The following is a 22219-nucleotide window of genomic DNA, read 5'->3' as shown; positions in this document are numbered from 1 at the left end:
CCGCACCCACTACACCGAGCCGCTCACTACACCGAGGCGTGCACCCACTCCGGGAGCGCCTCGGTCCGCCGCAGCCACTCGGCCGGTACCGGCCCCGCCTTGCCGGAGCCGATCACTCCGCCCACGATGGCGCAGGTCGTGTCCATGTCGCCGCCGACCTGGGCGGTCGTCCAGAACGCCTCCTCGTAGTCACCGAGGGCGCGCGCGGCCGACCAGAGCGCGAACGGCACCGTGTCATGGGCGGTGGTCCGCCGGCCGCAGCCCAGGACGGCCGCGACGGTGGCCGCGTCGCCGTAGTCGAGCATGTCCCGGGCGCGGCGCAGGCCCGCGGCGACCGCGCTCTTCGGGACGAGGGCGACGACGTCGTCCAGGAGCTTCCCGGGGCTGGGCGGTCCGCCCGGAGCGGCCGCCAGGGCCGCCGCGGCGGCGACCGCCATGGCCCCGACGACCGCCTCGCGGTGCTGGTGCGTGGGGTAGGCCGAGATCTCGGCCTGGTGCGTGGCCTGCTCGGGATCGTCGGCGTACCAGGCGCCGAGGGGGGCGATCCGCATCGCCGCCCCGTTCCCCCACGAGCCCTGCCCGTTGAACAGGGCGGCCGACAGCTCACGCCAGTCGCCGCCCTCCCTGACCAGGCGCAGCAGCCGGTTGACGGCGGGGCCGTAGCCCCGGTCGAAGTCGTGGTGCTCGGCGAAGGAGCGGGCGAGGGCGTCCTGGTCGATGCGGTGGTGGACGCTCAGCACGGCCACCACGGAACCCGCCATCTCCGTGTCGTCCGTCCACTGCCAGGGGCCCGGGGGCAGCTCACGGCGCTTGAGGAGCGGGTAGTTCACCGGGACGAAGAACTGCGAACCCAGCGCGTCCCCGACCGCCAGTCCGCGCAGGCTGGCGAGGGCGCGCTCCAGGCGCTCGTCGGAGGAGAAATCAGCGGTCATCGCCCTGCCACTCTATCCGGTGATCCCGTACGGCTCCGGGTCACGCCAGCGGTCGAACGGCCTGTCCAAGGTGTACTTGCCGTCGTCCCCGAGAACGAGCATCCGCATCTCCGCGTTCCCCGGATTGGACAGGGATTCGAATTCCGCGACCGTCCAGTGGAACCAGCGCATGCAGAAGAGGCGCATGGCCAGCCCATGGGTCACGAGCAGCACGTTCGGCGGATGGTCGGGGGCCTCGAAGCTGCGGAAGAGACTCTCCAGGAAGCCGCCGACCCGGTCGTAGACGTCGGCGCCGGACTCGCCCTGCGCGAAGCGGTAGAAGAAGTGGCCGTAGGCGTCCCGGTACGCCTTCTGGAGGCGGACGTCGTCGCAGTCCTGCCAGTTCCCCCAGTCCTGTTCCCGCAGGCGGGGCTCCTCGCGGACGCGTATGAGGCCGGGGTCGAGGTGGAAGGCACGCAGCGTCTCGTGCGTGCGCCGGTAGGGGGAGACGTACACGCTGACGCGTTCGCGGCCGAAGACCTCGCGGAGCCGTTTGCCGGTCTCCTCCGCCTGCTGCCACCCCCGCTCGGTCAGGGCGAGAGCGTGGTCGGGTTCACGCTGGTACACGGTGTCATCAACATTGCCGGTTGACTCGCCGTGCCGGACAAGGACGATGCGCCGTGGTCGTACCATGCCAAAACCCTAGATCGGCTGACGGCTGATCGAGCACTCCTGAGGGCTCCATACGGCGTAGGTCACACATTTCCCGCCCCACGGTCGCGTGGGAACGCGTGGGCGGGGTGCCGTCAGACCGTCCAGGTGGGTTCCAGTTCCACGATGTCACCGGTGAGGGCGGCCACGTCGGCCTCCGTCTGGGCCCGCAGGGCCAGCCGCTCCACCCGTTCGGTGCGGTACTTTCCGTGCTCGGCCGCCGACCGCCACATGGACAGCACGAGGAACTCCGGTCCCGGCGCCTCCCCGAACAGCCCGCGGATCATGCCCGGCGAGCCCGCCATCGCGGGGTTCCAGACCTTCTCCTGCATGAGCATGAAGTGCTCGGCCCGTTCCTCGTGGACCCGGCAGTGCGCCACCCGGACGAGGTCCGCGTCGGTGAAGCGCGGCTCGAAGCCGGTCTTCACGTCGAAGCGGTAGTCGAAGAGCTTGACCTGCGCGTCCTTGAAGGTGCCCGACTGGGTCGCGGCCAGCCGGTCGTGGGACCGGGCCATGAAGGAGTCGTAGAAGGAACGGCTCTCCCAGAACGAGAAGACGTGCGCCACTCCCTGCCGCCCCCGGCTCCACCCACCGCCCTGCCCCCTGAACCCCGGCTCCCCCGGAAGCCCCGCCCATTTCCGCTGCCCCCGCTCGAAACCGCGGCGGTCCACCACGGTGCAGCGAATCCACTTGACCAGCACCGCGCCATCGTAAGGCCAGGGGACGTGGCGCCGGTCACGGTCGGCGGGAGTGCTTGGCGGCACTGGCTCCGCTTCGCGTGGCAGGATGGACAACCGGCCGTGTCCGCAGGGCAGTTCGGGTCGACGCATTCGCGGTACGGGGAAGGGGAAACCTGGTGAACGCCATCAGCAAGAGCTTCCGGAAGGTCGAGATCTCGGTCAAATGGGATCCGAGTCCGGCCGGGCAGCCGCCCACCGACCTGGACATAGTGGCCGCCACCTACCCGGCGAGCGATCCCTACGGCGATCCCGCGTACGTGGTCCACTTCGACAGCCGCTCCCCCGACGGCACGATCCATCTGAACCGCGACAGCAAGGACGGCCAGGGCTTCGGCTGGGACGAGGTGCTGACCGTGGAGCTCGACCGGCTCGACGCCCGGTACGCGCGCGTGGTGGTCGGCGTGATCATCCAGCAGCACCCGGCGCAGCGGACCTTCGTGAGTGTCGTCAAGCCGGCCCTGCGCATCCGCGAGGGCTACACGGTCCTGGCCGAGGACGACTTCGGCGGGGCCCTCGGCGCGACGGCGGCGACGGTCGCGGAGTTCGTCCGTGAGGGCTCGACGACGTGGGACTTCCGTCCCGGCGTGCACGGCTTCGAGGACGACCCGGCGACCTTCGCCCAGACGATGGGGCACCGCCGCGCCTGAGGCGGGCGGCGGACGGACACGGGAGAGGGGCGCCGGCATCGTGCCGGCGCCCCTCTCTCACGCGTCACTCGTCAGCGGGTCAGCTGCAACCGCTGGTCGAGCCGCAGCCCTCGCAGATGTAGCAGGAACCGGCCCGCTGCATCTTCGTGCCGCAGGAGAAGCACAGCGGGGCGTCGGCCTGGATGCCCAGCTGCATCTCCACCAGCTCGGCGCTGGTGTGAGCCTGCTTCGGGGCGGGCTTGGCCGCCTCGACCTCGGCCTTCGGCGTGGCCACGGCCTTCAGCTCCTGGGCGCGCGGCGCCGACTGGGCCAGCCCCTCGACGTCGACCTCGTCGTCGTCGATGGCCTGCTCGTACGAGCCGGTCTCCAGGTGACGCTGACGCTCCTCGGCGGAGTGGATGCCGAGCGCGGAGCGCGTCTCGAAGGGCAGGAAGTCCAGCGCCAGGCGGCGGAAGATGTAGTCGACGATCGACTGCGCCATCCGCACGTCCGGGTCGTCCGTCATACCGGCCGGCTCGAAGCGCATGTTGGTGAACTTCGAGACGTACGTCTCCAGCGGCACGCCGTACTGGAGGCCGACGGAGACCGCGATGGAGAAGGCGTCCATCATGCCGGCGAGGGTCGAGCCCTGCTTGGACATCTTCAGGAAGACCTCGCCGAGACCGTCGTCCGGGTAGGAGTTGGCGGTCATGTAGCCCTCGGCGCCGCCGACGGTGAAGGACGTCGTGATCCCGGGACGGCCCTTGGGCAGGCGCTTGCGGACCGGGCGGTACTCGACGACCTTCTCGACCGTCTCACGGATGGTGGCCTCGGCCTTCTCCGTGATCTCGGTCTTCTCCTTCTCCTTGGTCTTCGCGGAGAGGGGCTGGCCGACCTTGCAGTTGTCGCGGTAGATGGCGAGCGCCTTGACGCCCATCTTCCAGGCCTCGAAGTAGACCTCCTCGACGTCCTCGACCGTCGCCGTCTCCGGCAGGTTGACGGTCTTGGAGAGGGCGCCGGAGATCCAGGGCTGGATCGCGGCCATCATGCGGACGTGGCCCATCGCGGAGATGGAACGCTCGCCCATGGCGCAGTCGAACACCTCGTAGTGCTCGTGCTTGAGGCCGGGGGCGTCGATCACGTTGCCGTGCTCGGCGATGTGGGCGACGATCGCCTCGATCTGCTCCTCCTGGTAGCCCAGGCGGCGCAGGGCCTGCGGGACGGTGCCGTTGACGATCTGCATCGAGCCGCCGCCGACCAGCTTCTTGAACTTGACCAGCGCGAGGTCGGGCTCAAGACCGGTGGTGTCGCAGGACATCGCGAGACCGATGGTGCCGGTCGGGGCGATGACGGACGCCTGCGCGTTGCGGAAGCCGTTCTTCTCGCCGAGGCGCTGCACGTCCTGCCAGGCCTCCGTGGCGGCGGCCCAGATCGGCGTGTCCAGGTCGTCCATGCGGACGGCCGCGGTGTTGGCGTCGGCGTGCTGCTTCATGACGCGCAGGTGCGGCTGGGCGTTGCGGGCGTAGCCGTCGTACGGGCCGACGACCGCGGCGAGCTCGGCGGAGCGCTTGTACGAGGTGCCGGTCATCAGGGAGGTGATGGCACCGGCGAGGGCGCGGCCGCCGTCGGAGTCGTAGGCGTGGCCGGTCGCCATCAGCAGGGCGCCGAGGTTGGCGTAGCCGATGCCGAGCTGGCGGAACGCGCGCGTGTTCTCACCGATCTTCTGCGTCGGGAAGTCCGCGAAGCAGATGGAGATGTCCATCGCGGTGATGACGAGCTCGACGACCTTGGCGAAGCGCTCGATCTCGAAGGACTGGTGGCCCTTGCCGTCGTCCTTGAGGAACTTCATCAGGTTCAGCGAGGCGAGGTTGCAGGACGTGTTGTCCAGGTGCATGTACTCGCTGCACGGGTTCGAGCCGTTGATCCGGCCGGACTCCGGGCACGTGTGCCAGTGGTTGATCGTGTCGTCGTACTGGATGCCGGGGTCGGCGCAGGCCCAGGCGGCCTCGGCCATCTTGCGGAAGAGCGACTTGGCGTCGACCTCCTCGATGACCTCGCCCGTCATCCGGGCGCGCAGGCCGAACTTCCCGCCCTGCTCGACCGCCTTCATGAACTCGTCGTTCACGCGGACCGAGTTGTTGGCGTTCTGGTACTGGACGGACGTGATGTCGTCGCCGCCCAGGTCCATGTCGAAGCCCGCGTCGCGCAGGGCGCGGATCTTCTCCTCCTCCTTCACCTTGGTCTCGATGAAGTCCTCGATGTCGGGGTGGTCGACGTCGAGGATGACCATCTTGGCGGCGCGGCGGGTGGCGCCGCCCGACTTGATGGTGCCCGCGGAGGCGTCGGCACCGCGCATGAAGGAGACCGGACCCGAGGCGTTGCCGCCGGAGGACAGCAGCTCCTTGGAGGAGCGGATGCGGGAGAGGTTCAGGCCGGCGCCGGAGCCGCCTTTGAAGATCATGCCCTCTTCCTTGTACCAGTCGAGGATCGACTCCATGGAGTCGTCGACGGACAGGATGAAGCAGGCGGAGACCTGCTGGGGCTGCGGCGTGCCCACGTTGAACCACACGGGGCTGTTGAAGCTGAAGATCTGGTGGAGCAGGGCGTAGGCGAGCTCGTGCTCGAAGATCTCGGCGTCGGCGGGCGACGCGAAGTACCTGTGGTCCTCGCCGGCCTTCCGGTACGTCTTCACGATGCGGTCGATGAGCTGCTTCAGGCTCACCTCGCGCTGCGGGGTGCCGACGGCGCCCCGGAAGTACTTGCTGGTGACGATGTTGACCGCGTTCACCGACCAGAAGTCGGGGAACTCGACGCCGCGCTGCTCGAAGTTGACCGAGCCGTCGCGCCAGTTGGTCATGACGACGTCACGGCGCTCCCAGGCCACCTCGTCGTACGGGTGTACGCCGGGGGTGGTGTGGATGCGCTCGATGCGCAGTCCCTTGGCCGTCTTGCCGCCCTTGGCACGGGAACTCCGTGCCGGACCGCTCGCCGTCTCTGTCATGCCGCCTCCCTGTACGGGCGAAAACGCCCTGAAGTGCCCCGATGTTCCCCGTGGCACGTGTTCTGTCCTCGCTGCGGGCACCCTCTGATCGCCGCCCGCAGCACGTCTTTCTTCGCCGCCTCCCCGGCCGGATCCGGTCTCTCGACGCCGGTCCGGCCGGCCCTCAGTCGGCGGCCTCGGCGGGCACGGGAACCGGTACGGCCCCCGCGGTCCCGCCGTCGTCCTCCTGGCCCCCCGTGTCCGCGCGCGCCTCGCCGGCGCCGTTGTCGTCCGTGGCGTCGCGCCCGGTCGTCTCCCTCAGTTCCGCGATCGCGGCCTCGAAGTCCTCGAGCGAGTCGAACGCCCGGTAGACGGAGGCGAACCGCAGATAGGCGACGAGGTCGAGCTCCTGCAGCGGGCCGAGTATGGCCAGGCCCACGTCGTGGGTGGTCAGCTCGGCGCTCCCGGTGGCCCGCACCGCCTCCTCGACCCGCTGGCCGAGCTGGGCGAGGGCGTCCTCGGTGACAGGCCGTCCCTGGCATGCCTTGCGCACACCGTTGATGACCTTGGTACGGCTGAACGGTTCGGTGACTCCGGACCGCTTGATCACCATCAGTGAGCACGTCTCCACGGTCGTGAAACGACGGGAGCAGTCGGGACACTGACGGCGCCTGCGGATCGACGTGCCGTCGTCGGTGGTACGGCTGTCGACCACGCGGCTGTCGGGGTGCCTGCAGAAGGGGCAGTGCATGACTCCGAACCCTCCTCACAGCAGACTCAACAGCCTCGCCGGGCCACATGAGCCCCGCGAAGCAGCCCCCAGCATAGGCGATCTCCGAGCGTCCGAAGACCGGGGTCGCCACAACTTCTGGGTCGCTGCCGCAATCCAACCACTAGATGTGGGGGTTGGGCCATACATCCGCGCCGTAGCGCGTGTCGTGCCGGACGCGGGCGCGCGAGGGGGTCACGGCTCATGCCGTATGCCCCTGCGCGGGGTCTTCACGCCGCACCTTCGGGTGCACGGCCGTATCGCCCCGGGACATACGGAGATAGCGTGAGCGCCGCACGGAGGGGAGGTGGGACTCCCGCGCAGATGGGAGTCGATCCACGAGACGGACGGTCCCGGATGGCAGACTGGGGCAACCACCTACGAGGCCGTGGCCCCGGCGGTGAAGAGTACAACAAGGGGCCCCTTCGCCCGCCGGGAAAAGTTGCCTGCCATACACCCCACGTTGTGATCACGTAAGACGATCCGCGATTTTTCACTCGAACGTGTGTTTGGCGCAACCTTTCGAAAGCAACTACCGTTGTGCAGCAGGGAGACCATCGAGAGGGGCCGACGTGACCACCACCGCAGACAGTGCCACCATCACTGCCCAGGACCGCTCCCAGGGCCGACTCGAGCCGGTGCATGCGATGAACGAAACCGTGAATCCCGAGGCGCAGAAGCGCTCGCTCCCGGGCCGACCTCCAGGCATCCGGGCCGACAGCTCGGGACTCACGGACCGCCAGCGCCGAGTGATCGAGGTCATCAGGGATTCCGTGCAGCGGCGGGGCTACCCGCCATCGATGCGGGAGATCGGCCAGGCGGTCGGCCTGTCGAGCACGTCCTCGGTCGCCCACCAGCTGATGGCGCTCGAGCGCAAGGGCTTCCTCCGCCGCGACCCGCACCGCCCGCGCGCGTACGAGGTCCGCGGCTCCGACCAGGCCGCCTCGGTGCAGCCCACCGACACCGCCGGCAAGCCCGCCGCCTCCTACGTCCCCCTGGTCGGGCGGATCGCCGCCGGTGGCCCGATCCTCGCCGAGGAGTCCGTGGAGGACGTCTTCCCCCTCCCCCGGCAGTTGGTCGGCGACGGCGAGCTGTTCGTCCTCAAGGTCGTCGGCGACTCGATGATCGAGGCCGCGATCTGCGACGGCGACTGGGTCACGGTCCGCCGCCAGCCGGTCGCCGAGAACGGCGACATCGTGGCCGCCATGCTGGACGGCGAGGCCACCGTCAAGCGCTTCAAGCGCGAGGACGGACACGTCTGGCTTCTCCCGCACAACGCCGCGTACGAGCCGATCCCCGGTGACGACGCGACCATCCTGGGCAAGGTGGTGGCGGTGCTGCGGCGCGTGTGACGGCCGCGGCGGGCACAGCCGACAGCGGCGGCCCCCCTGACCGGGCCCCGGAACCTCTGCGCCGGTTCCGGGGCCCTGTGCTGTCCGGACCCCGGACCCGGACCCCGGCTCTCTGGGCCCCGGCTCTCTGGGGGCCCCGGCTCTCTGGGGCCCCGGCGCGGATCACTCCGTCGCGTCGGCCTCCATCGCCCCCGCGTCGGCCCCGGCCTCCCCGGCTTCCCCGGCCGCCTCCGTCTGCCGCGCGGACGCGTCGATCGCCGACAGCGACCTGCGGACCTGATTACGGTCCGTCGTGTACCAGAAGTCGGGCAGGGACGCCTTGAGATAGCTGCCATAGCGCGCGGTCGCCAGCCTCGGGTCCAGGACCGCGACGACCCCGCGGTCCCCGGTGGCCCGTACGAGACGGCCGGCACCCTGCGCCATGAGCAGCGCGGCATGGGTGGCGGCGACCGCCATGAAGCCGTTGCCCCCGGCGTCCTCCACGGCCTTCTGGCGGGCGCTCATCAGCGGGTCGTCCGGCCGTGGGAACGGGATCTTGTCCATGACGACGAGCTGGCAGCTCGGGCCGGGGACGTCGACGCCCTGCCAGAGCGACAGCGTGCCGAACAGACAGGTCTTCGGGTCGGCCGCGAAGTTCTTGATCAGCTCGCCGAGCGTCTCCTCGCCCTGGAGGAGGATGGGGAACTCCGGGATGCGCGAGCGCAGCTCCTCGGCGGCCAGCTGGGCGCCCCGCATCGAGGAGAACAGCCCCAGCGTGCGGCCGCCGGCCGCCTGGATCAGCTCCGTCAGCTCGTCCAGCATGTCCGCGCGGTCGCCGTCCCGCGCGGGGCGCGCCAGATGCTTGGCGACGTAGAGGATGCCCTGCTTTCGGTAGTCGAACGGGGAGCCGACGTCCACGCCCTTCCACTCCGGCACGTCGTCGCCCTGGGTGCCCTCGGGGGCCAGTCCGAGGGAGGCGCCGACGCCGTTGAAGTCCCCGCCCAGCTTCAGTGTCGCCGACGTCAGGACGACCGAGCGGTCGGTGAAGAGCTTCTCGCGCAGCAGCCCCGACACCGACATGGGGGCCACCCGCAGGGACGCGCCGAACCGGTCGTGCCGCTCGTACCAGACGACGTCCCACTCGGAGCCGTTCGTGATCCGCTCCGCCACGTCGTGCACGGACTCCACCGAGGCCAGCGCCTGCTTGCGGACCGCGTCCTCGTCCTGCACGGACTTGTCACGGGTGGCGCCGATCGCCGAGATGACCGTGCGGCAGGCGTCGCGCAGCGCCATGAGCGCGTAGCCGAGGTCCTCGGGGATCTCCTCCAGGCGTCCCGGCAGCGCCAGCTCCATCAGCCGCTCGAAGCCCTCGGCGGCGGTCTGGAGCTGGTCGGCTGCCTTCTCGTTGACGAGCTTCGCCGCGCGCCGCACCGCCCGGTTGACCTGTCCCGGTGCGAGCTCGCCGGTGGCCACGCCGGTGACCCGGGAGACGAGCTCGTGCGCCTCGTCGACGATCAGCACCTCGTGCTGCGGGAGCACGGGAGCGCCCTCGATTGCGTCGATCGCGAGCAGGGCGTGGTTGGTGACGACCACCTCGGCGAGCTTGGCCCGCTCCCGGGCCGCCTCGGCGAAGCACTCGGCGCCGTACGCGCACTTGGTCGCGCCCAGGCACTCCCGCGACGACACCGACACCTGTGCCCAGGCGCGGTCCGACACACCCGGCGTCAGGTCGTCCCGGTCACCGGTCTCGGTGTCGTCCGACCAGTCGCGCAGCCGCAGGAGGTCCTGCCCGAGCCGGCTGGTGGGCGCGGCCGCCTCGAACTGGTCGAACAGGCCCTCCTCCTCGTCCTGCGGGACGCCCTCGTGCAGGCGGTGCAGACAGAGGTAGTTCGACCGGCCCTTGAGCATGGCGAACTCGGGGCGCCGGCGCAGCAGCGGATGCAGCGCGTCCACGGTGCGCGGGAGGTCCCGCTCAACGAGCTGCCGCTGCAGGGCCAGGGTGGCCGTGGCCACCACGACCCGCTCCCCGTGTGCGAGCGCGGGCACCAGATAGCCGAGCGACTTACCGGTGCCGGTGCCGGCCTGGACCAGCAGATGGGAATTGCCGTCGATCGCCTCGGCGACCGATTCGGCCATGGTCACCTGGCCGGGGCGCTCCGTGCCGCCGACGGCGGTGACGGCGGCATGCAGGAGTTCGGGGAGTGAGGGCTTCGTCATAGCGCGACCACCCTACGGCCCGGCACTGACAATCGGGCGATCACGGTCGGGGGGACGGACGGGATCAGGACCGGGCTCGTCTCCACCTGGGATCGGTCACGACCGGATGAGGCAGGGGTCTTACACCGATGGTCCGACGGTGACCGGAAGGGGGTCGGAGTCGGCCGTAGAAGGACCGGTTCTGCGAGGCCCGGAGCGGCCCGTCCGTCACAGCAGATGCCGCAGGTTCCGGTCCCTGACCATGAGGGCGGCCCGCTTGTCCGGCAGGTCGATCTCCGAGGAGAAACGGAAGCCGGCGCCGAGGAAGGCCGCGACGGACGGCGTGTTGCGCAGGTCGGGTTCCGCCACGACCCGCCCGCACGCCGGGCGCCTGCCGAGCGCGAGGTCCGCCACCGCGCGCAGCAGCGTCCGGCCCAGGCCCCGGCCGCGGTCGCCGGGCCCGCCGATGAGGAGGTGGATCCCGGTGTCGTGGGGCCGGGACGGGTAGTACCGGGCCAGGGGGTCGAGGTCGGCCCGGTAGATCTCCCAGTAGCTCATCGGTGTGCCGTCCAGCAGGCCCACGCACGGGACGCTCCGTCCGTCGCCCGAGAGCTGGGCCCGCAGATGCCGCTCCGTGACGTCCTCGGGCCCGGCGAGCTGCCAGAACTCCGCGACGGCCGGATCGTTCATCCAGAGACCGATGAGCGTCAGGTCGCGTTCGATCCGGACCGGGATCAGGTGGAACACCCCGGCGGGGGTGCTGACCGGCCCCCAGTCGGCCACCTGGTCGAGGAGGTCGGACGTCCCGGCGAGCGGTTCCCCGGGCCGGGCCCCGGGCCTCGCGTCCCCGGCAGCGTCCTTCTCCGTGTCCGAGGCGATGAGGGTGACGAGTTCGTCGGGGAGTTCCAGGTCCAGGGTGTCCTCGGCGTCCGTGTCGGACGGCGGGACGGGGTCGGCGTTGGCGCTCGTGTCGGTGGGGGGCACGACGAGGTCCTCTCGGGAGGTGGGGCGGGTCGTCGCCGTCAGAGGTGCAGGGGGTTGGGGATGCCGACGTACACGGACTGGGTGTCGACCGGGCCGACGAGTTCGTCCAGGCCGTGCAGCCGGGTCAGCAGGTTGGCCTTGCAGCGCAGCACCGGGGAGTCGAGCAGTCGCCGGGGGAACGGGGTGCGCAGCCGGGCGGGGCCGGAGGCGACCTCGCCGAGGAAGCGGCGGAGCGCGGCGAGCAGCAGCCGTTCGTCGGCCAGCCCCTGGGAGCCGAACGCGCCGACGAGCCCGAGGATGTTGTTGATCCCCAGGTAGTAGGCGAACCGCTCGTCGGTGACCTCGTCGGAGACGAAGGTGTCGCTGAGTGCGCCGATGCCGGGGAGCCGGGCGTCGAGTTCCGCGCGCCGGGACGCGCGGAAGTAGTAACCCTGGTTGTCGCGGTACCGGCCGCCGGCCGGCCAGCCGTCGGCGTCCAGCAGGACCAGCGTGTTCTGCTGGTGCGCCTCCAGGGCGATGCCCGCCTCGGAGTCCAGCCACAGCACGGGCCGGACGACCTGGTCGAGGTACCGCAGGAGCCACTCGGCGGCCACCGCGTCCCGCGACCGGCCGGTCCGGGCGGTGAGACGGGTGACGATCGCGGCCAGCCGGGACGGCGCCGGCCGTCCGTCCGGGCCGGCCGGGCCGTGCGGGCCGTGCGTGCCGTGCGGCCGGGGGGAGACCAGAGCGGCGACGCAGGTCACGTCGTCCGAGGGCGTGAAGGGGTTGTGCCGGATCATCACGTCGAGCCCGGGCACCGGTGAGCCGTCCGGTGCGTCGACGGCGAGCCAGGCCGGGTCGCGCACGATGTCGAAGCCAGGGTGCGCGGCCTGCCACCGCGTCCCGAGGCCGCCGCGCAGCAGCCGGTGCACCTCGACACCCCGGTGCAGTTCCTTGCGGAGGTTCTCGCGACGGGAGTTGGTGATGCGCAGGCCGAGGGAGAGCTTGAGCATGGCCGGGGCGCCGGTGCGGTGGACCGTGCGGACGGACGACGTGGGGTGCCAGGCGGGCCCGTGGGTGCCGAGGTCGCGGAGCAGACCGGCGTCGAAGAGGGCCGCCGTGTCGGGGCGCCTGCGGATCTCGCGCAGTTGCCAGGGGTGCAGCGGCAGCGCCGCGTACCCGTCGGGCAGCGGCAGCCCGGGGCCGGCGAGCCGGGCCGTGAGCTGGGGGGCGGTGACGGGGCGCCCCGCTTCCGTCCACGCCGAGTCGGTGGCGACGACGTCCGGCGCGACGGCCAGCCAGGTGAGCGGGAAGGAGCCGCGCGTCTCCGGTGAGTACCTGCGCGCCTCGGCCTCGGACAGTCCTTCACGGCTCTTGGGGGTGGGGTGGAAGGGGTGCCCCAGGACGAGGGCCTGCTCGGCGGCCAGGAAGCGGTCGGCCACGTCGGCCGGGTGGGCGCGGCGGTCCTGGAGGAAGAGGGCCGTGCGGCGGACGGAGTCGGCGACACGGCCGACGAGGTCACCGGTGCCGTCGGCCGCCGCGGCGGTCTCCCGGGTGAGCAGGGCGGCGAGGGTGACCGCGTCCAGCGGCGGGGCCTCCTCCGGGGTGCCGGCCGGGCGGGGCGGGCCGAAGCGGTGCCATCCCGTCGGCGACCAGTGGTGGACCGGGACCAGCAGAGCCGTGCCGGTGGCGGGCAGCGGGACGTGCAGGACGCCGTCCCGCGGCGCCGGCAGCCGGGTCTCGCGTACGTGGCAGCGCAGCAGGTTCTCCACGGTGGCGGCCTCGGCCGCCCGCTGCGGGTCGGGGTGGTCCAGGAGGTCCGGCGGGGCGGTGTCCGGGCCCAGCGTTCGGGCGGGCCGGCTGTCGGGGAGGGTGGTGGGGGTGGTCGTCACGATGGTCCTCTGCGGTGGCTCTGGAGTGCGAGGGGGCGCCTCGGAGTGGACCGGGGCGCGTGGTGCGACTGCGGTGGTGCGGGAGGCGGGGGTGAGCCGTGCCGCGTGACGTGGCTGGGGCGGCCCTGTGGTGGGGGCCACCGCCGGGGGTGCTTACCGTGCGAGCCGGGGCTGGTGTGCCGGTGGCCTGTCACGGCGAGGTGCGGTGCCGGGAGGAACCGGGTACGGGCGTCCTCAGTCGGCGTGCGAGGACCGGTCGCCCTGCCGGCCGGGGCCGGGGGGCCGCCGATCCGCGAGGGCCCGGTCGCCGGACACGGCGTCCATCGCGTCGGCGAGCCGGTCCAGGACCGCCGCCGCCTGCTCGTCGGTGATGGTCAGGGGCGGGAGGAGCCGTACGACGCTGGCGTGGCGTCCGCCGAGCTCGACGATCAGCCCACGGCGCAGGCACTCCCGCTGGACGGCGGCGGCGAGAGCGGGAGCGGCGGGCCGGGGCTGCTCCTCCGGCGAGCGTGCGGTCGCCCCCAGGGTGACGCCGCGCTCGTCACCGCTCAGCGGCGGGGCCTGCGGATCCACCACCTCGACGCCCATCATCAGCCCCCTCCCGCGCACGTCCCCGACGCACGCGTGCTCCCCCGCGAGCCGGCGCAGCTGACGCAGCATGTGCGCGCCGAGGTCGGCGGCCCGTTCGGCGAGCCGGTTCTCCCGGACGTATGCGAGGGTCGCCGTGCCGGCGGCCATGGCGAGCTGGTTGCCGCGGAAGGTGCCGGCGTGGGCGCCCGGCTGCCAGGCGTCGAGCTCGTCGCGGTAGACGATCACCGCGAGGGGCAGGCTGCCGCCGATGGCCTTGGACAGGACCATGACGTCGGGGGTGACACCGCTGTGCTCCACGGCCCAGAAGGCGCCGGTGCGTCCGACGCCGGTCTGCACCTCGTCGGCGATCAGCGGGATGGAACGGTCGGCGGTGATCCGCCGCATGCGCCGCAGCCAGGCGTCCGGCGCGGGCAGCACGCCGCCCTCTCCCTGGACGGGTTCGAGGATCATCCCGGCCGGGTCGGGCACGCCCGACTTGGGGTCGTCGAGGACGGACTCGGTCCAGCGGGCGGCGAGTTCGGCGCCGTGTTCCCCACCGACGCCGAAGGGGCAGCGGTAGTCCTGCGGGAACGGCAGGCGCGCGACCCGTACGTCGGGGGCGCCCCCGGAGGCGGCGAGCGCCCCGGTGGTCATCCCGTGGTAGGCGCCGCTGAAGGCGAGGATGCCGCGGCGTCCGGTGGCGGCCCGGACGAGGGTGAAGGCGGCTTCGACCGCGTCGGTGCCGGCCGGTCCGCAGAACTGCACGCGCGCGCGGCCCGCGAGTCCGGGCGGCAGCGTGTGGAACAGCTCGGTGACGAAGGCGTCCTTGACCGGGGTGGCGAGGTCGAGGACGTGCAGGGGTGCCCCCGAGTCCAGGACGCCGCGGATGGCCTCGAGGACCACGGGGTGGTTGTGGCCGAGGGCGAGGGTGCCGGCGCCGGAGAGGCAGTCGAGGTAACGGCGGCCGTCCGCGCCCTCGATGGTCATGCCCCTGGCCCGGACCGGCACGATCGGCAGGGCGCGGGCGTACGTGCGGGCCGCGGACTCGCGGGCCGACTGCCGTCGCAGGATCCCCTCGTGCGCGGTGCGCGCGTCTTCGGTCCCGGGTGATCCCCCGCGCACGGATTCGGTTACGGCCATGGCTCCCTGTCCTCCCGCTGTCCAGGGGCGAGCGGGTCTTACGTGTCCTCGCCCGTCCCGACATACGCAGCCCCGCGAGCGTCCACTCGAAACTGCGGGGAACCGGGGACCGGGGACCGCGCACGCACGGCCGGCCCCCACCGCTAAAAAGAGCGGGACACGCACCGGGTTACGGGTTGCCGCACAATCTCCGTCCGGCGTAGCCCCGAAGGGGCGCTACCGGCGACCGGCGGTGACGGCCGGACGCCGTCCCGGCGCCGTGACCTGCCCGGCTCCGCGGGCTGTGGCTGAACCGTTGCCGTTCCGTCAGAACTCGCCCACAGCGACCGCATAGTGTGTGGTGCCGTTCCACCGAGCCGCGAGCCGTACGCGCACGCCGTGTGGCGGACGATCGGCCCGCTGGCCGGACGAGTTGATCGGACAGCGGCCGGCGCACGTATGCGAGAGCGGCACAAGTACCGTCACCTCAGGGGGAGTCACACCATGCGATCCATACGGCCGTCGTTCACCGCCCGCAGGGAGAGGAGCGCGCGCCGCGGTGTCCCCCCGCTGCCGGTGGTGGCGCTCGCCGCCGCCCTGGCCCTCACGGCCACCGCCTGTGAGTCCGGGGACGCCGATGCCGGGGGCGCCGCGACCGCGTCCGCGGCGGCCGGGGCCGGCGGCGAAGGCAGGATCACGATCCCGGACGACATCAAGGACAAGCTCCGCGAGCACGGGATCGACATCGACAAGTGGCGGGACGGCGACTGGAAGAACTGGGACCGGGACGACTGGCTGCGCGAGGCCAAGGACTACGTCAATCCGATCATCGAGGACCTCTGGGACCCGGACCGTATGCGGGACGCCGAGGACCCGGACCGGGGGGTCGACGAGAACGACCTGTCCGGTGACCAGGGCGTGACCGACCCGACGCCGGACCCGGTGGACGCGCAGGCCGTGGCGCCCCGCTACCACGCGAGCGTGCCCGAGGCGGGCAAGGTCTTCTTCGACTCCCCCGAGGGCACGATGGTGTGCTCGGCGACCGTCGTGAAGGACCCCGCGCACCCCGGGAAGTCCAACATGGTGTGGACGGCGGGCCACTGTGTGCACGCGGGCAAGAGCGGCGGCTGGTACCGGAACATCGCGTTCGTGCCGTCGTACAACGACGCGGGCCGCACCGAGGCCGAGTTGCGGGGGGTCCCCAAGGAGGAGGTCGTTCCCTACGGCGTCTGGTGGGCCGACTGGGCGCAGACCTCGGACCAGTGGATCGCGCAGGGCGGCGCGACCGGCGGTGACGGCGCCCCGTACGACTTCGCCGTGCTGCATGTGAAGCCGGAGAACGGGGGCGGCAAGTCACTGGAGGAGACGGTCGGTTCGGCCCTGCCGGTCGAGTTCGCCGCGCCGGCGGTGCCGAAGGTGAAGAGCATCAAGGCGATCGGCTACCCGGCCGCCGCTCCGTACGACGGGCAGAAGCTGTACCAGTGCCAGGACCGTCCGGGCCGGCTGTCGCTGCGGGCCTCGGACCCGACGATGTACCGCATCGGCTGCACCATGACGGGCGGCTCGTCGGGCGGTGGCTGGGTCGCCACCGGCAACGACGGCAAGCCGGCGCTGGTGTCCAACACCTCCATCGGCCCGGTCGAGTCGGGCTGGCTCGCCGGCCCGCGGCTGGGCAAGGAGGCCAAGACCGTCTTCGACGGGGTCAGCGACAAGTTCGCCGGGCGCTGACCGGCACGCGAAAGGGCCCGCTTCCCCGAGGGGAGCGGGCCTTCCGTCTGTCCGGTGCCGGACGGCTCAGCCGGCCGGTGTCGGCATGTACGGCGCGAGATCCGCCGCCAGCTCCTCGTGCACGCGCACCTTGAGCAGCGTGCCCTCCGGGGTGTGCTCCTCGGAGATCACCTCGCCCTCGGTGTGGGCGCGGGCGACGAGCTTGCCGTGGGTGTACGGCACGAGTGCCTCGACCTCGACGGACGGGCGCGGCAGCTCGTTGTCGATCAGGGCGAGCAGCTCGGCGATGCCCTGGCCGGTGCGGGCCGAGACGGCGATGGAGCGCTTCTCGATCCGCAGCAACCGCTGGAGTGTCAGCGGGTCGGCCGCGTCCGCCTTGTTGATCACGACGATCTCGGGCACGCCGGTGGCGCCGACGTCCCGGATCACCTCGCGCACGGCGGCCAGCTGCTCCTCCGGGTTCGGATGCGAGCCGTCGACCACGTGCAGGATCAGGTCGGAGTCACCGACCTCCTCCATCGTGGAGCGGAACGCCTCGACCAGGTGGTGCGGCAGGTGGCGTACGAAGCCGACCGTGTCGGCCAGCGTGTACAGCCGCCCGCTCGGGGTCTCGGCCCGGCGCACGGTCGGGTCCAGGGTCGCGAACAGGGCGTTCTCGACCAGGACGCCCGCGCCGGTGAGGCGGTTGAGCAGGGAGGACTTGCCGGCGTTGGTGTAGCCCGCGATCGCGACCGAGGGCACCTTGTTGCGTCGGCGGGACTGGCGCTGGATGTCGCGGCCGGTCTTCATCTCCGCGATCTCCCGGCGCATCTTCGCCATCTTCTCGCGGATCCGCCGCCGGTCGGTCTCGATCTTGGTCTCACCGGGACCACGGGTGGCGAGGCCGCCGCCCTTGCCGCCGCCCATCTGCCGGGACAGCGACTGACCCCAGCCGCGCAGCCGCGGCAGCATGTACTGCATCTGCGCGAGCGCGACCTGTGCCTTGCCCTCCCGGGACTTGGCGTGCTGGGCGAAGATGTCGAGGATCAGGGCCGTACGGTCGATGACCTTGACCTTGACGACGTCCTCGAGGTGGATGAGCTGGCCCGGGCTGAGTTCACCATCGCAGATGACGGTGTCGGCGCCGGTGTCCAGCACGATGTCCCGCAGCTCCTGCGCCTTGCCGGAGCCGATGTAGGTGGCCGCGTCGGGCTTGTCGCGGCGCTGGATCACGCCGTCGAGCACGAGGGCGCCCGCGGTCTCCGCGAGGGCGGCGAGCTCCGCGAGGGAGTTCTCCGCGTCCTGCACGGTCCCCGAGGTCCAGACGCCCACGAGGACGACCCGCTCCAGACGGAGCTGGCGGTACTCGACCTCGGTGACGTCCTCGAGCTCGGTGGAGAGGCCCGCGACGCGCCGCAGGGCCGCGCGGTCGGAGCGGTCGAACTGGTCGCCGTCCCGGTCTCCGTCGATCTCGTGGCTCCAGGCGACGTCCTCTTCCATCAGGGCATCGGCCCGAAGACCGTCGGGGTGAGTGTGCGCGAGGCGCTTCGAGTCCTGGGAAAAGGAAGAAGAGGAGGTCATTGGGTCCTTACGTCGTTGGGGATTCCGTGGTGCGGCGACGAGGCAGCGGCCTGGACGTCACGCTCGGTGGTGCGTCGGAGAGCTGTTCCGTCACTGGTCACAACGTACGGGTACCCCGGGAGATTCCCGTGGCCCGTGTCGCGCCGACCGGACGATGGTCGCACGGCACGGGCCGTCTCGTCACCGGCTTATCGCACGCCCGGCTTCCCGGCCTTCGCGTGGACGCCCGCCCGCTGTTCGGGAGCCCGCTTGCCCTTGGCCGCCGGCTTGGCGGGGTCGGCGCTCTTCCAGTCGGGCCGGCCGGGCATCGGCGGGGTCTTCTCGCCGTACAGCCAGGCGTGCAGGAAGCCGTCCAGGTGCCGTCCGGAGACGTCCTCGGCGAGGGCGACGAAGTCCGCGGTCGAGGCGGAACCGTCGCGGTTGCGGCTCACCCAGGCGCGCTCCAGCCGGTCGAACGCGGGGGCGCCGATCTCCTCGCGCAGGGCGTACAGGACGAGGGCCGCGCCGTCGTACACGTTGGGGCGGAAGATGCTGATCTTCTTGCCCGGGTCGGGTGCCTTCGGGGCCGCGGGCGGTCCGCCCGCCGCGCGCCAGCGGTCGGAGGCCGCGTAGGCGGCCTTCATCCGCGCCTCCATGGGGCGGTCCGCCTTCTCGGCCGCGTACAGGGCCTCGTACCAGGTGGCATGGCCCTCGCTGAGCCACAGGTCGGACCAGGTCCGCGGGCTGACGCTGTCGCCGAACCACTGGTGCGCCAGCTCGTGCACCATGATCGACTCGACGTACCACTTCGGGAAGGCGGGCTGGGTGAACAGGTCCCGTTCGAACAGGGAGAGCGTCTGTGTCTCCAGTTCGAAACCGGTGGTGGCGTGCGCCATGAGCAGGCCGTACGTCTCGAACGGGTAGCGGCCGACCTTGCCCTCCAGCCAGGCGATCTGGCCCGGGGTCTTCTTCAGCCAGGGTTCGAGCAGCTTCGCGTCCTTGGCGGGCACGACGTCCCGGACGGGCAGGCCGTGCGGGCCGGTGCGGTGCAGGACCTTGGAACGGCCGATGGACACCTGGGCGAGCTCGGTGGCCATGGGGTGCCGGGTGCGGTACGTCCACGTGGTGGACTTCCCCGCCCGGTCGACGTCGGTCCGCAGGCCGTTGGCCACGGCGGTGTAGCCGGTGGGCGCGGTGATCCGGATGGTGAAGATCGCCTTGTCGGAGGGGTGGTCGTTGCACGGGAAGACGACGTGCGCGGCGTCGGCCTGGTTGGCCATGGCGAGGCCGTCGGCGGTGCGCACCCAGCCGCCCTCGCGCTTCTGCCCGTACACGGGGTCGCTGCTGTGCCGCACGGTGATGCGCATCCAGCTGCCCTCGGGCACCTCCTCGGCGGGGGTGACCACGAGGTCCTCGCCCGCGCTCCGGAAGGTCGCGGGCTCGCCGTCGACGACGACCGAGTCGACCTTGCCGTGCGCGAAGTCCAGGTTGACGCGCTTCAGGTCGTCGGTCGTCCAGGCGTCGATCGTGGTGACGGCCTTGAGGGGCTTGTCGTTGGCGCCGGAGTAGGTGAAGGAGAGGTCGTACGAGGCCACGTCGTAGCCGGGGTTGCCCAGGTGGGGGTAGAGCCGGTCGCCGACGCCGAGCGGGGTGGCGGGGGCGCTGGCGGCGAGCAGGCAGAGGGAGACGACGGGGATGAGCAGGGCGGGCACCTTCAGGCGCCGACGGGGTCCGGAACGGGTGCGAGGAGCGCCAGGGGCCGGTCGCTGAGCCTCGCTGCGGGAGGAGTGCAGCATGGACCACGGCTATCAGCGCGCGGCGACGGGACGTGGACGGCGCGCGATCGCCCCACCCGAACGGGTGGCCCGCGGTCTCCTCAGGCCCGCCGCTCCTCAGGTCCGCTGGGCCGGGGCGTGCGCGCGGCTGACGTCGTACACGCCCGCGACGTCCCGCATGGCGCGCATCAGGCCGGGGAGCCGGCCGGCGTCGGGCAGCTCGACGGTGTAGGTGTGGCGGACGCGCTGCTGGGTCGGAGGCTCCACGGTCGCCGAGACGATCTCCGCGCCCTCCTGCGCCATCGCCTCGGTCAGGTCCGCCAGCAGATGTGGACGGACGAACGATTCGGCGACCAGGGTGACCCGGCACTCCGCGGTGTCCCCCCAGCGCACGCCGACCTCCGCACGCCCGGCGCCACGCATCCGCGCCACGGCGGAGCATCCGGCGCGGTGGACGGTGACCGCTCCCCCGCGCACGGCGAACCCGGTGATCTCGTCGGGCGGAACGGGCGTACAGCACCCGGCGAGCCGTACGGCGGCGCCGGGCCGGTCGGCCAGGACACCGGCTGCGGTGGGACGGCCGCCCGCCCCCTCGGCGCCGGGCCGGAACGCGGGACCCGCCTGGCTCCCGGCTCCTTCGGCGGGCTGCCGGAAGGGCGCCCCCTCCCGGCCGTCCTCGGGGCCGGGCTCGCCCGGCGCGGGATGGGAGGCGAGCCACCGCTGGATGGCGATGCGGGCGCCGGGCGTGTGCGCGTGCTCCAGCCACTCGCGGGACGGCTCGGAGGCCGGGTCCTGTCCCATGAGGAGCTGCACGCTGTCCCCGTCGCGCAGGACGGTGCTGAGGGTGGCCAGCCGGCCGTTGACGCGGGCGCCGATGCACGCGTGCGCGTCCTCGCCGTACTGGGCGTAGGCGGCGTCCACGCAGGTGGCGCCCTCGGGCAGGCCCAGGGTGCCGCCGTCGGGCCGGAAGACGGTGATCTCGCGGTCCTGGGCGAGGTCCTCCCGCAGGGTCGACCAGAACGTGTCGGGGTCGGGCGCGGCCTCCTGCCAGTCCAGCAGGCGGGAGAGCCAGCCGGGGCGGGTCGGGTCGGCGCGCTCGCCGTCGCCCGCGGCGGTCTGCTCCTCCGCGGGGCCGGTGTAGGGGTTGCCGAGCGCGACCACACCGGCCTCGGCGACCTTGTGCATCTGGTGGGTGCGGATGAGCACCTCGGCGACCTGGCCGTCCTCGCGGGCCACGGCGGTGTGCAGCGACTGGTACAGGTTGAACTTGGGGACGGCGATGAAGTCCTTGAACTCCGAGACCACCGGGGTCATGCAGGTGTGCAGTTCGCCGAGGACGCCGTAGCAGTCCGCGTCCTCGTTCACCAGGACCAGCAGCCGCCCGAAGTCGGCGCCGCGCAGCCGGCCGCGTTTGCGGGAGACACGGTGTACGGAGACGAAGTGCCGGGGCCTGATGAGGACTTCGGCCTGGATGCCGGCCTCGCGCAGGACCGTGCGCATCTCGTCGGCCATCTCGGTGAGCGGGTCGTCGGCGCGGGCGGCGTTCTCGGCGATCAGCTCCCGGGTGTGCTCGTACTCCTCGGGGTGCAGGATCGCGAAGACCAGGTCCTCCAGCTCGGTCTTGAGCGCCTGGACGCCGAGCCGCTCGGCGAGCGGGATGAGGACGTCCCGGGTGACCTTGGCGATGCGGGCCTGTTTCTCGGGGCGCATCACACCGAGGGTGCGCATGTTGTGCAGCCGGTCGGCGAGTTTGATCGACATCACGCGCACGTCGTTGCCGGTGGCGACGAGCATCTTGCGGAAGGTCTCGGGCTCGGCGGCGGCGCCGTAGTCGACCTTCTCCAGTTTGGTGACGCCGTCGACGAGGAAGCGGACCTCCTCGCCGAACTGCTCGCCGACCTGGTCGAGCGTCACATCGGTGTCCTCGACGGTGTCGTGGAGCAGGGACGCGGTCAACGTCGTGGTCTCGGCGCCGAGTTCGGCGAGGATGAGGGTCACCGCGAGCGGGTGGGTGATGTACGGCTCGCCGCTCTTGCGCATCTGGCCGCGGTGCGAGGACTCGGCCAGGACGTAGGCGCGGCGCAGGGGTTCGAGGCCGGCGTCGGGGTGGTGGGCGCGGTGCGCGTCCACGACGTGGCTGATGGCGTCGGGCAGCCGGCCGCGCGCGGTGGGGCCGAGCAGCGCGGCGCGGCCGAGGCGGCGCAGGTCGATGCGGGCGCGGGACTTCCTGCGGGGCACGGCGGGCGTCACGGCGCCCGATACCGGGCCTGGCGTCGCGGAATTCGTGGCCTCCGCACTCATGGGCACCTCCGGCTGCGTGGACCGGCGGACGGGGTTCCCCATGACGGACTCGGCGCAGGGGATGGCGA

General features: G+C 72.0%; 15 protein-coding genes. 3 read left to right on the top strand and 12 right to left on the bottom strand.

The genetic code is table 11. The features are described 5' to 3' along the window. Positions 1 to 26: 26 nt before the first annotated feature. The 3 genes from ADL34_RS05965 to ADL34_RS05955 form a co-directional block, all read right to left on the bottom strand. The gene (locus ADL34_RS05965; RefSeq protein WP_062671477.1) at positions 27 to 932 is read right to left on the bottom strand and encodes an ADP-ribosylglycohydrolase family protein; all 906 of its coding nucleotides are present in this window, start codon (positions 930 to 932) and stop codon (positions 27 to 29) included. 12 nt (positions 933 to 944) lie between these two features. Next, a complete protein-coding gene (locus ADL34_RS05960) occupies positions 945 to 1604 on the bottom strand; it encodes a histidine phosphatase family protein (protein WP_062671479.1) in 660 nt (219 codons plus the stop codon). A 113-nt stretch (positions 1605 to 1717) separates the two neighbouring features. Beyond that, a complete protein-coding gene (locus ADL34_RS05955; protein WP_062739771.1) occupies positions 1718 to 2323 on the bottom strand; it encodes a YdbC family protein in 606 nt (201 codons plus the stop codon). A 155-nt stretch (positions 2324 to 2478) separates the two neighbouring features. Between ADL34_RS05955 and ADL34_RS05950 the strand changes: the two genes are divergently transcribed. After that, the gene (locus ADL34_RS05950; protein ID WP_062673283.1) at positions 2479 to 3009 is read left to right on the top strand and encodes a TerD family protein; all 531 of its coding nucleotides are present in this window, start codon (positions 2479 to 2481) and stop codon (positions 3007 to 3009) included. A gap of 79 nt (positions 3010 to 3088) precedes the next feature. Here the strand turns inward: ADL34_RS05950 and ADL34_RS05945 are convergent, their stop codons facing one another. Both ADL34_RS05945 and nrdR read right to left on the bottom strand, forming a co-directional pair. Beyond that, positions 3089 to 5989: a vitamin B12-dependent ribonucleotide reductase gene (locus tag ADL34_RS05945; protein ID WP_062673284.1), complete on the bottom strand. Its 2901-nt coding sequence runs from the start codon at positions 5987 to 5989 to the stop codon at positions 3089 to 3091. Between the two features lie 163 nt (positions 5990 to 6152). Further along, the gene (gene nrdR / locus ADL34_RS05940; protein ID WP_062673287.1) at positions 6153 to 6719 is read right to left on the bottom strand and encodes a transcriptional regulator NrdR; all 567 of its coding nucleotides are present in this window, start codon (positions 6717 to 6719) and stop codon (positions 6153 to 6155) included. Between the two features lie 590 nt (positions 6720 to 7309). Here nrdR and lexA point away from each other — a divergent pair. Beyond that, on the top strand, positions 7310 to 8089 hold the full coding sequence (gene lexA / locus ADL34_RS05935; RefSeq protein WP_062673289.1) for a transcriptional repressor LexA: 780 nt from the start codon (positions 7310 to 7312) through the stop codon (positions 8087 to 8089). A 162-nt stretch (positions 8090 to 8251) separates the two neighbouring features. Here the strand turns inward: lexA and ADL34_RS05930 are convergent, their stop codons facing one another. The 4 genes from ADL34_RS05930 to ADL34_RS05915 form a co-directional block, all read right to left on the bottom strand. Next, positions 8252 to 10285 (bottom strand): ATP-dependent DNA helicase, encoded by a 2034-nt coding sequence (locus ADL34_RS05930; protein WP_062673291.1) that lies wholly within the window; start codon positions 10283 to 10285, stop codon positions 8252 to 8254. 207 nt (positions 10286 to 10492) lie between these two features. Further along, positions 10493 to 11248: a GNAT family N-acetyltransferase gene (locus ADL34_RS05925; protein ID WP_062673293.1), complete on the bottom strand. Its 756-nt coding sequence runs from the start codon at positions 11246 to 11248 to the stop codon at positions 10493 to 10495. A gap of 38 nt (positions 11249 to 11286) precedes the next feature. Continuing rightward, positions 11287 to 13260 carry an IucA/IucC family protein gene (locus ADL34_RS05920; RefSeq protein ID WP_079034428.1) on the bottom strand — a complete coding sequence of 658 codons (1974 nt, stop codon included), beginning with the start codon at positions 13258 to 13260 and terminating at the stop codon, positions 11287 to 11289. A gap of 93 nt (positions 13261 to 13353) precedes the next feature. Continuing rightward, a complete protein-coding gene (locus ADL34_RS05915; RefSeq protein WP_062673294.1) occupies positions 13354 to 14829 on the bottom strand; it encodes a diaminobutyrate--2-oxoglutarate transaminase family protein in 1476 nt (491 codons plus the stop codon). A gap of 483 nt (positions 14830 to 15312) precedes the next feature. Here ADL34_RS05915 and ADL34_RS05910 point away from each other — a divergent pair, with 483 nt between their 5' ends. Beyond that, positions 15313 to 16536: a trypsin-like serine peptidase gene (locus tag ADL34_RS05910; protein WP_062673296.1), complete on the top strand. Its 1224-nt coding sequence runs from the start codon at positions 15313 to 15315 to the stop codon at positions 16534 to 16536. Between the two features lie 66 nt (positions 16537 to 16602). Here ADL34_RS05910 and hflX read toward each other — a convergent pair whose 3' ends face one another. The 3 genes from hflX to ADL34_RS05895 all read right to left on the bottom strand — a co-directional run bounded on the left by hflX (position 16603) and on the right by ADL34_RS05895 (position 22151). Then, the gene (hflX, locus tag ADL34_RS05905; protein WP_062673298.1) at positions 16603 to 18096 is read right to left on the bottom strand and encodes a GTPase HflX; all 1494 of its coding nucleotides are present in this window, start codon (positions 18094 to 18096) and stop codon (positions 16603 to 16605) included. 188 nt (positions 18097 to 18284) lie between these two features. After that, positions 18285 to 19871: a M1 family metallopeptidase gene (locus ADL34_RS05900; RefSeq protein ID WP_062673300.1), complete on the bottom strand. Its 1587-nt coding sequence runs from the start codon at positions 19869 to 19871 to the stop codon at positions 18285 to 18287. A 96-nt stretch (positions 19872 to 19967) separates the two neighbouring features. Continuing rightward, positions 19968 to 22151 carry a RelA/SpoT family protein gene (locus ADL34_RS05895; protein WP_062673337.1) on the bottom strand — a complete coding sequence of 728 codons (2184 nt, stop codon included), beginning with the start codon at positions 22149 to 22151 and terminating at the stop codon, positions 19968 to 19970. Positions 22152 to 22219 lie beyond the last annotated feature (68 nt).

The sequence above is a fragment of the Streptomyces sp. NRRL WC-3605 genome (assembly GCF_001509795.1).
GTDB lineage: Bacteria > Actinomycetota > Actinomycetes > Streptomycetales > Streptomycetaceae > Streptomyces > Streptomyces viridochromogenes.
The sequence above is the reverse complement of the archived record's forward strand: the minus strand, read 5'-3'. Positions and strand labels throughout refer to the sequence as shown.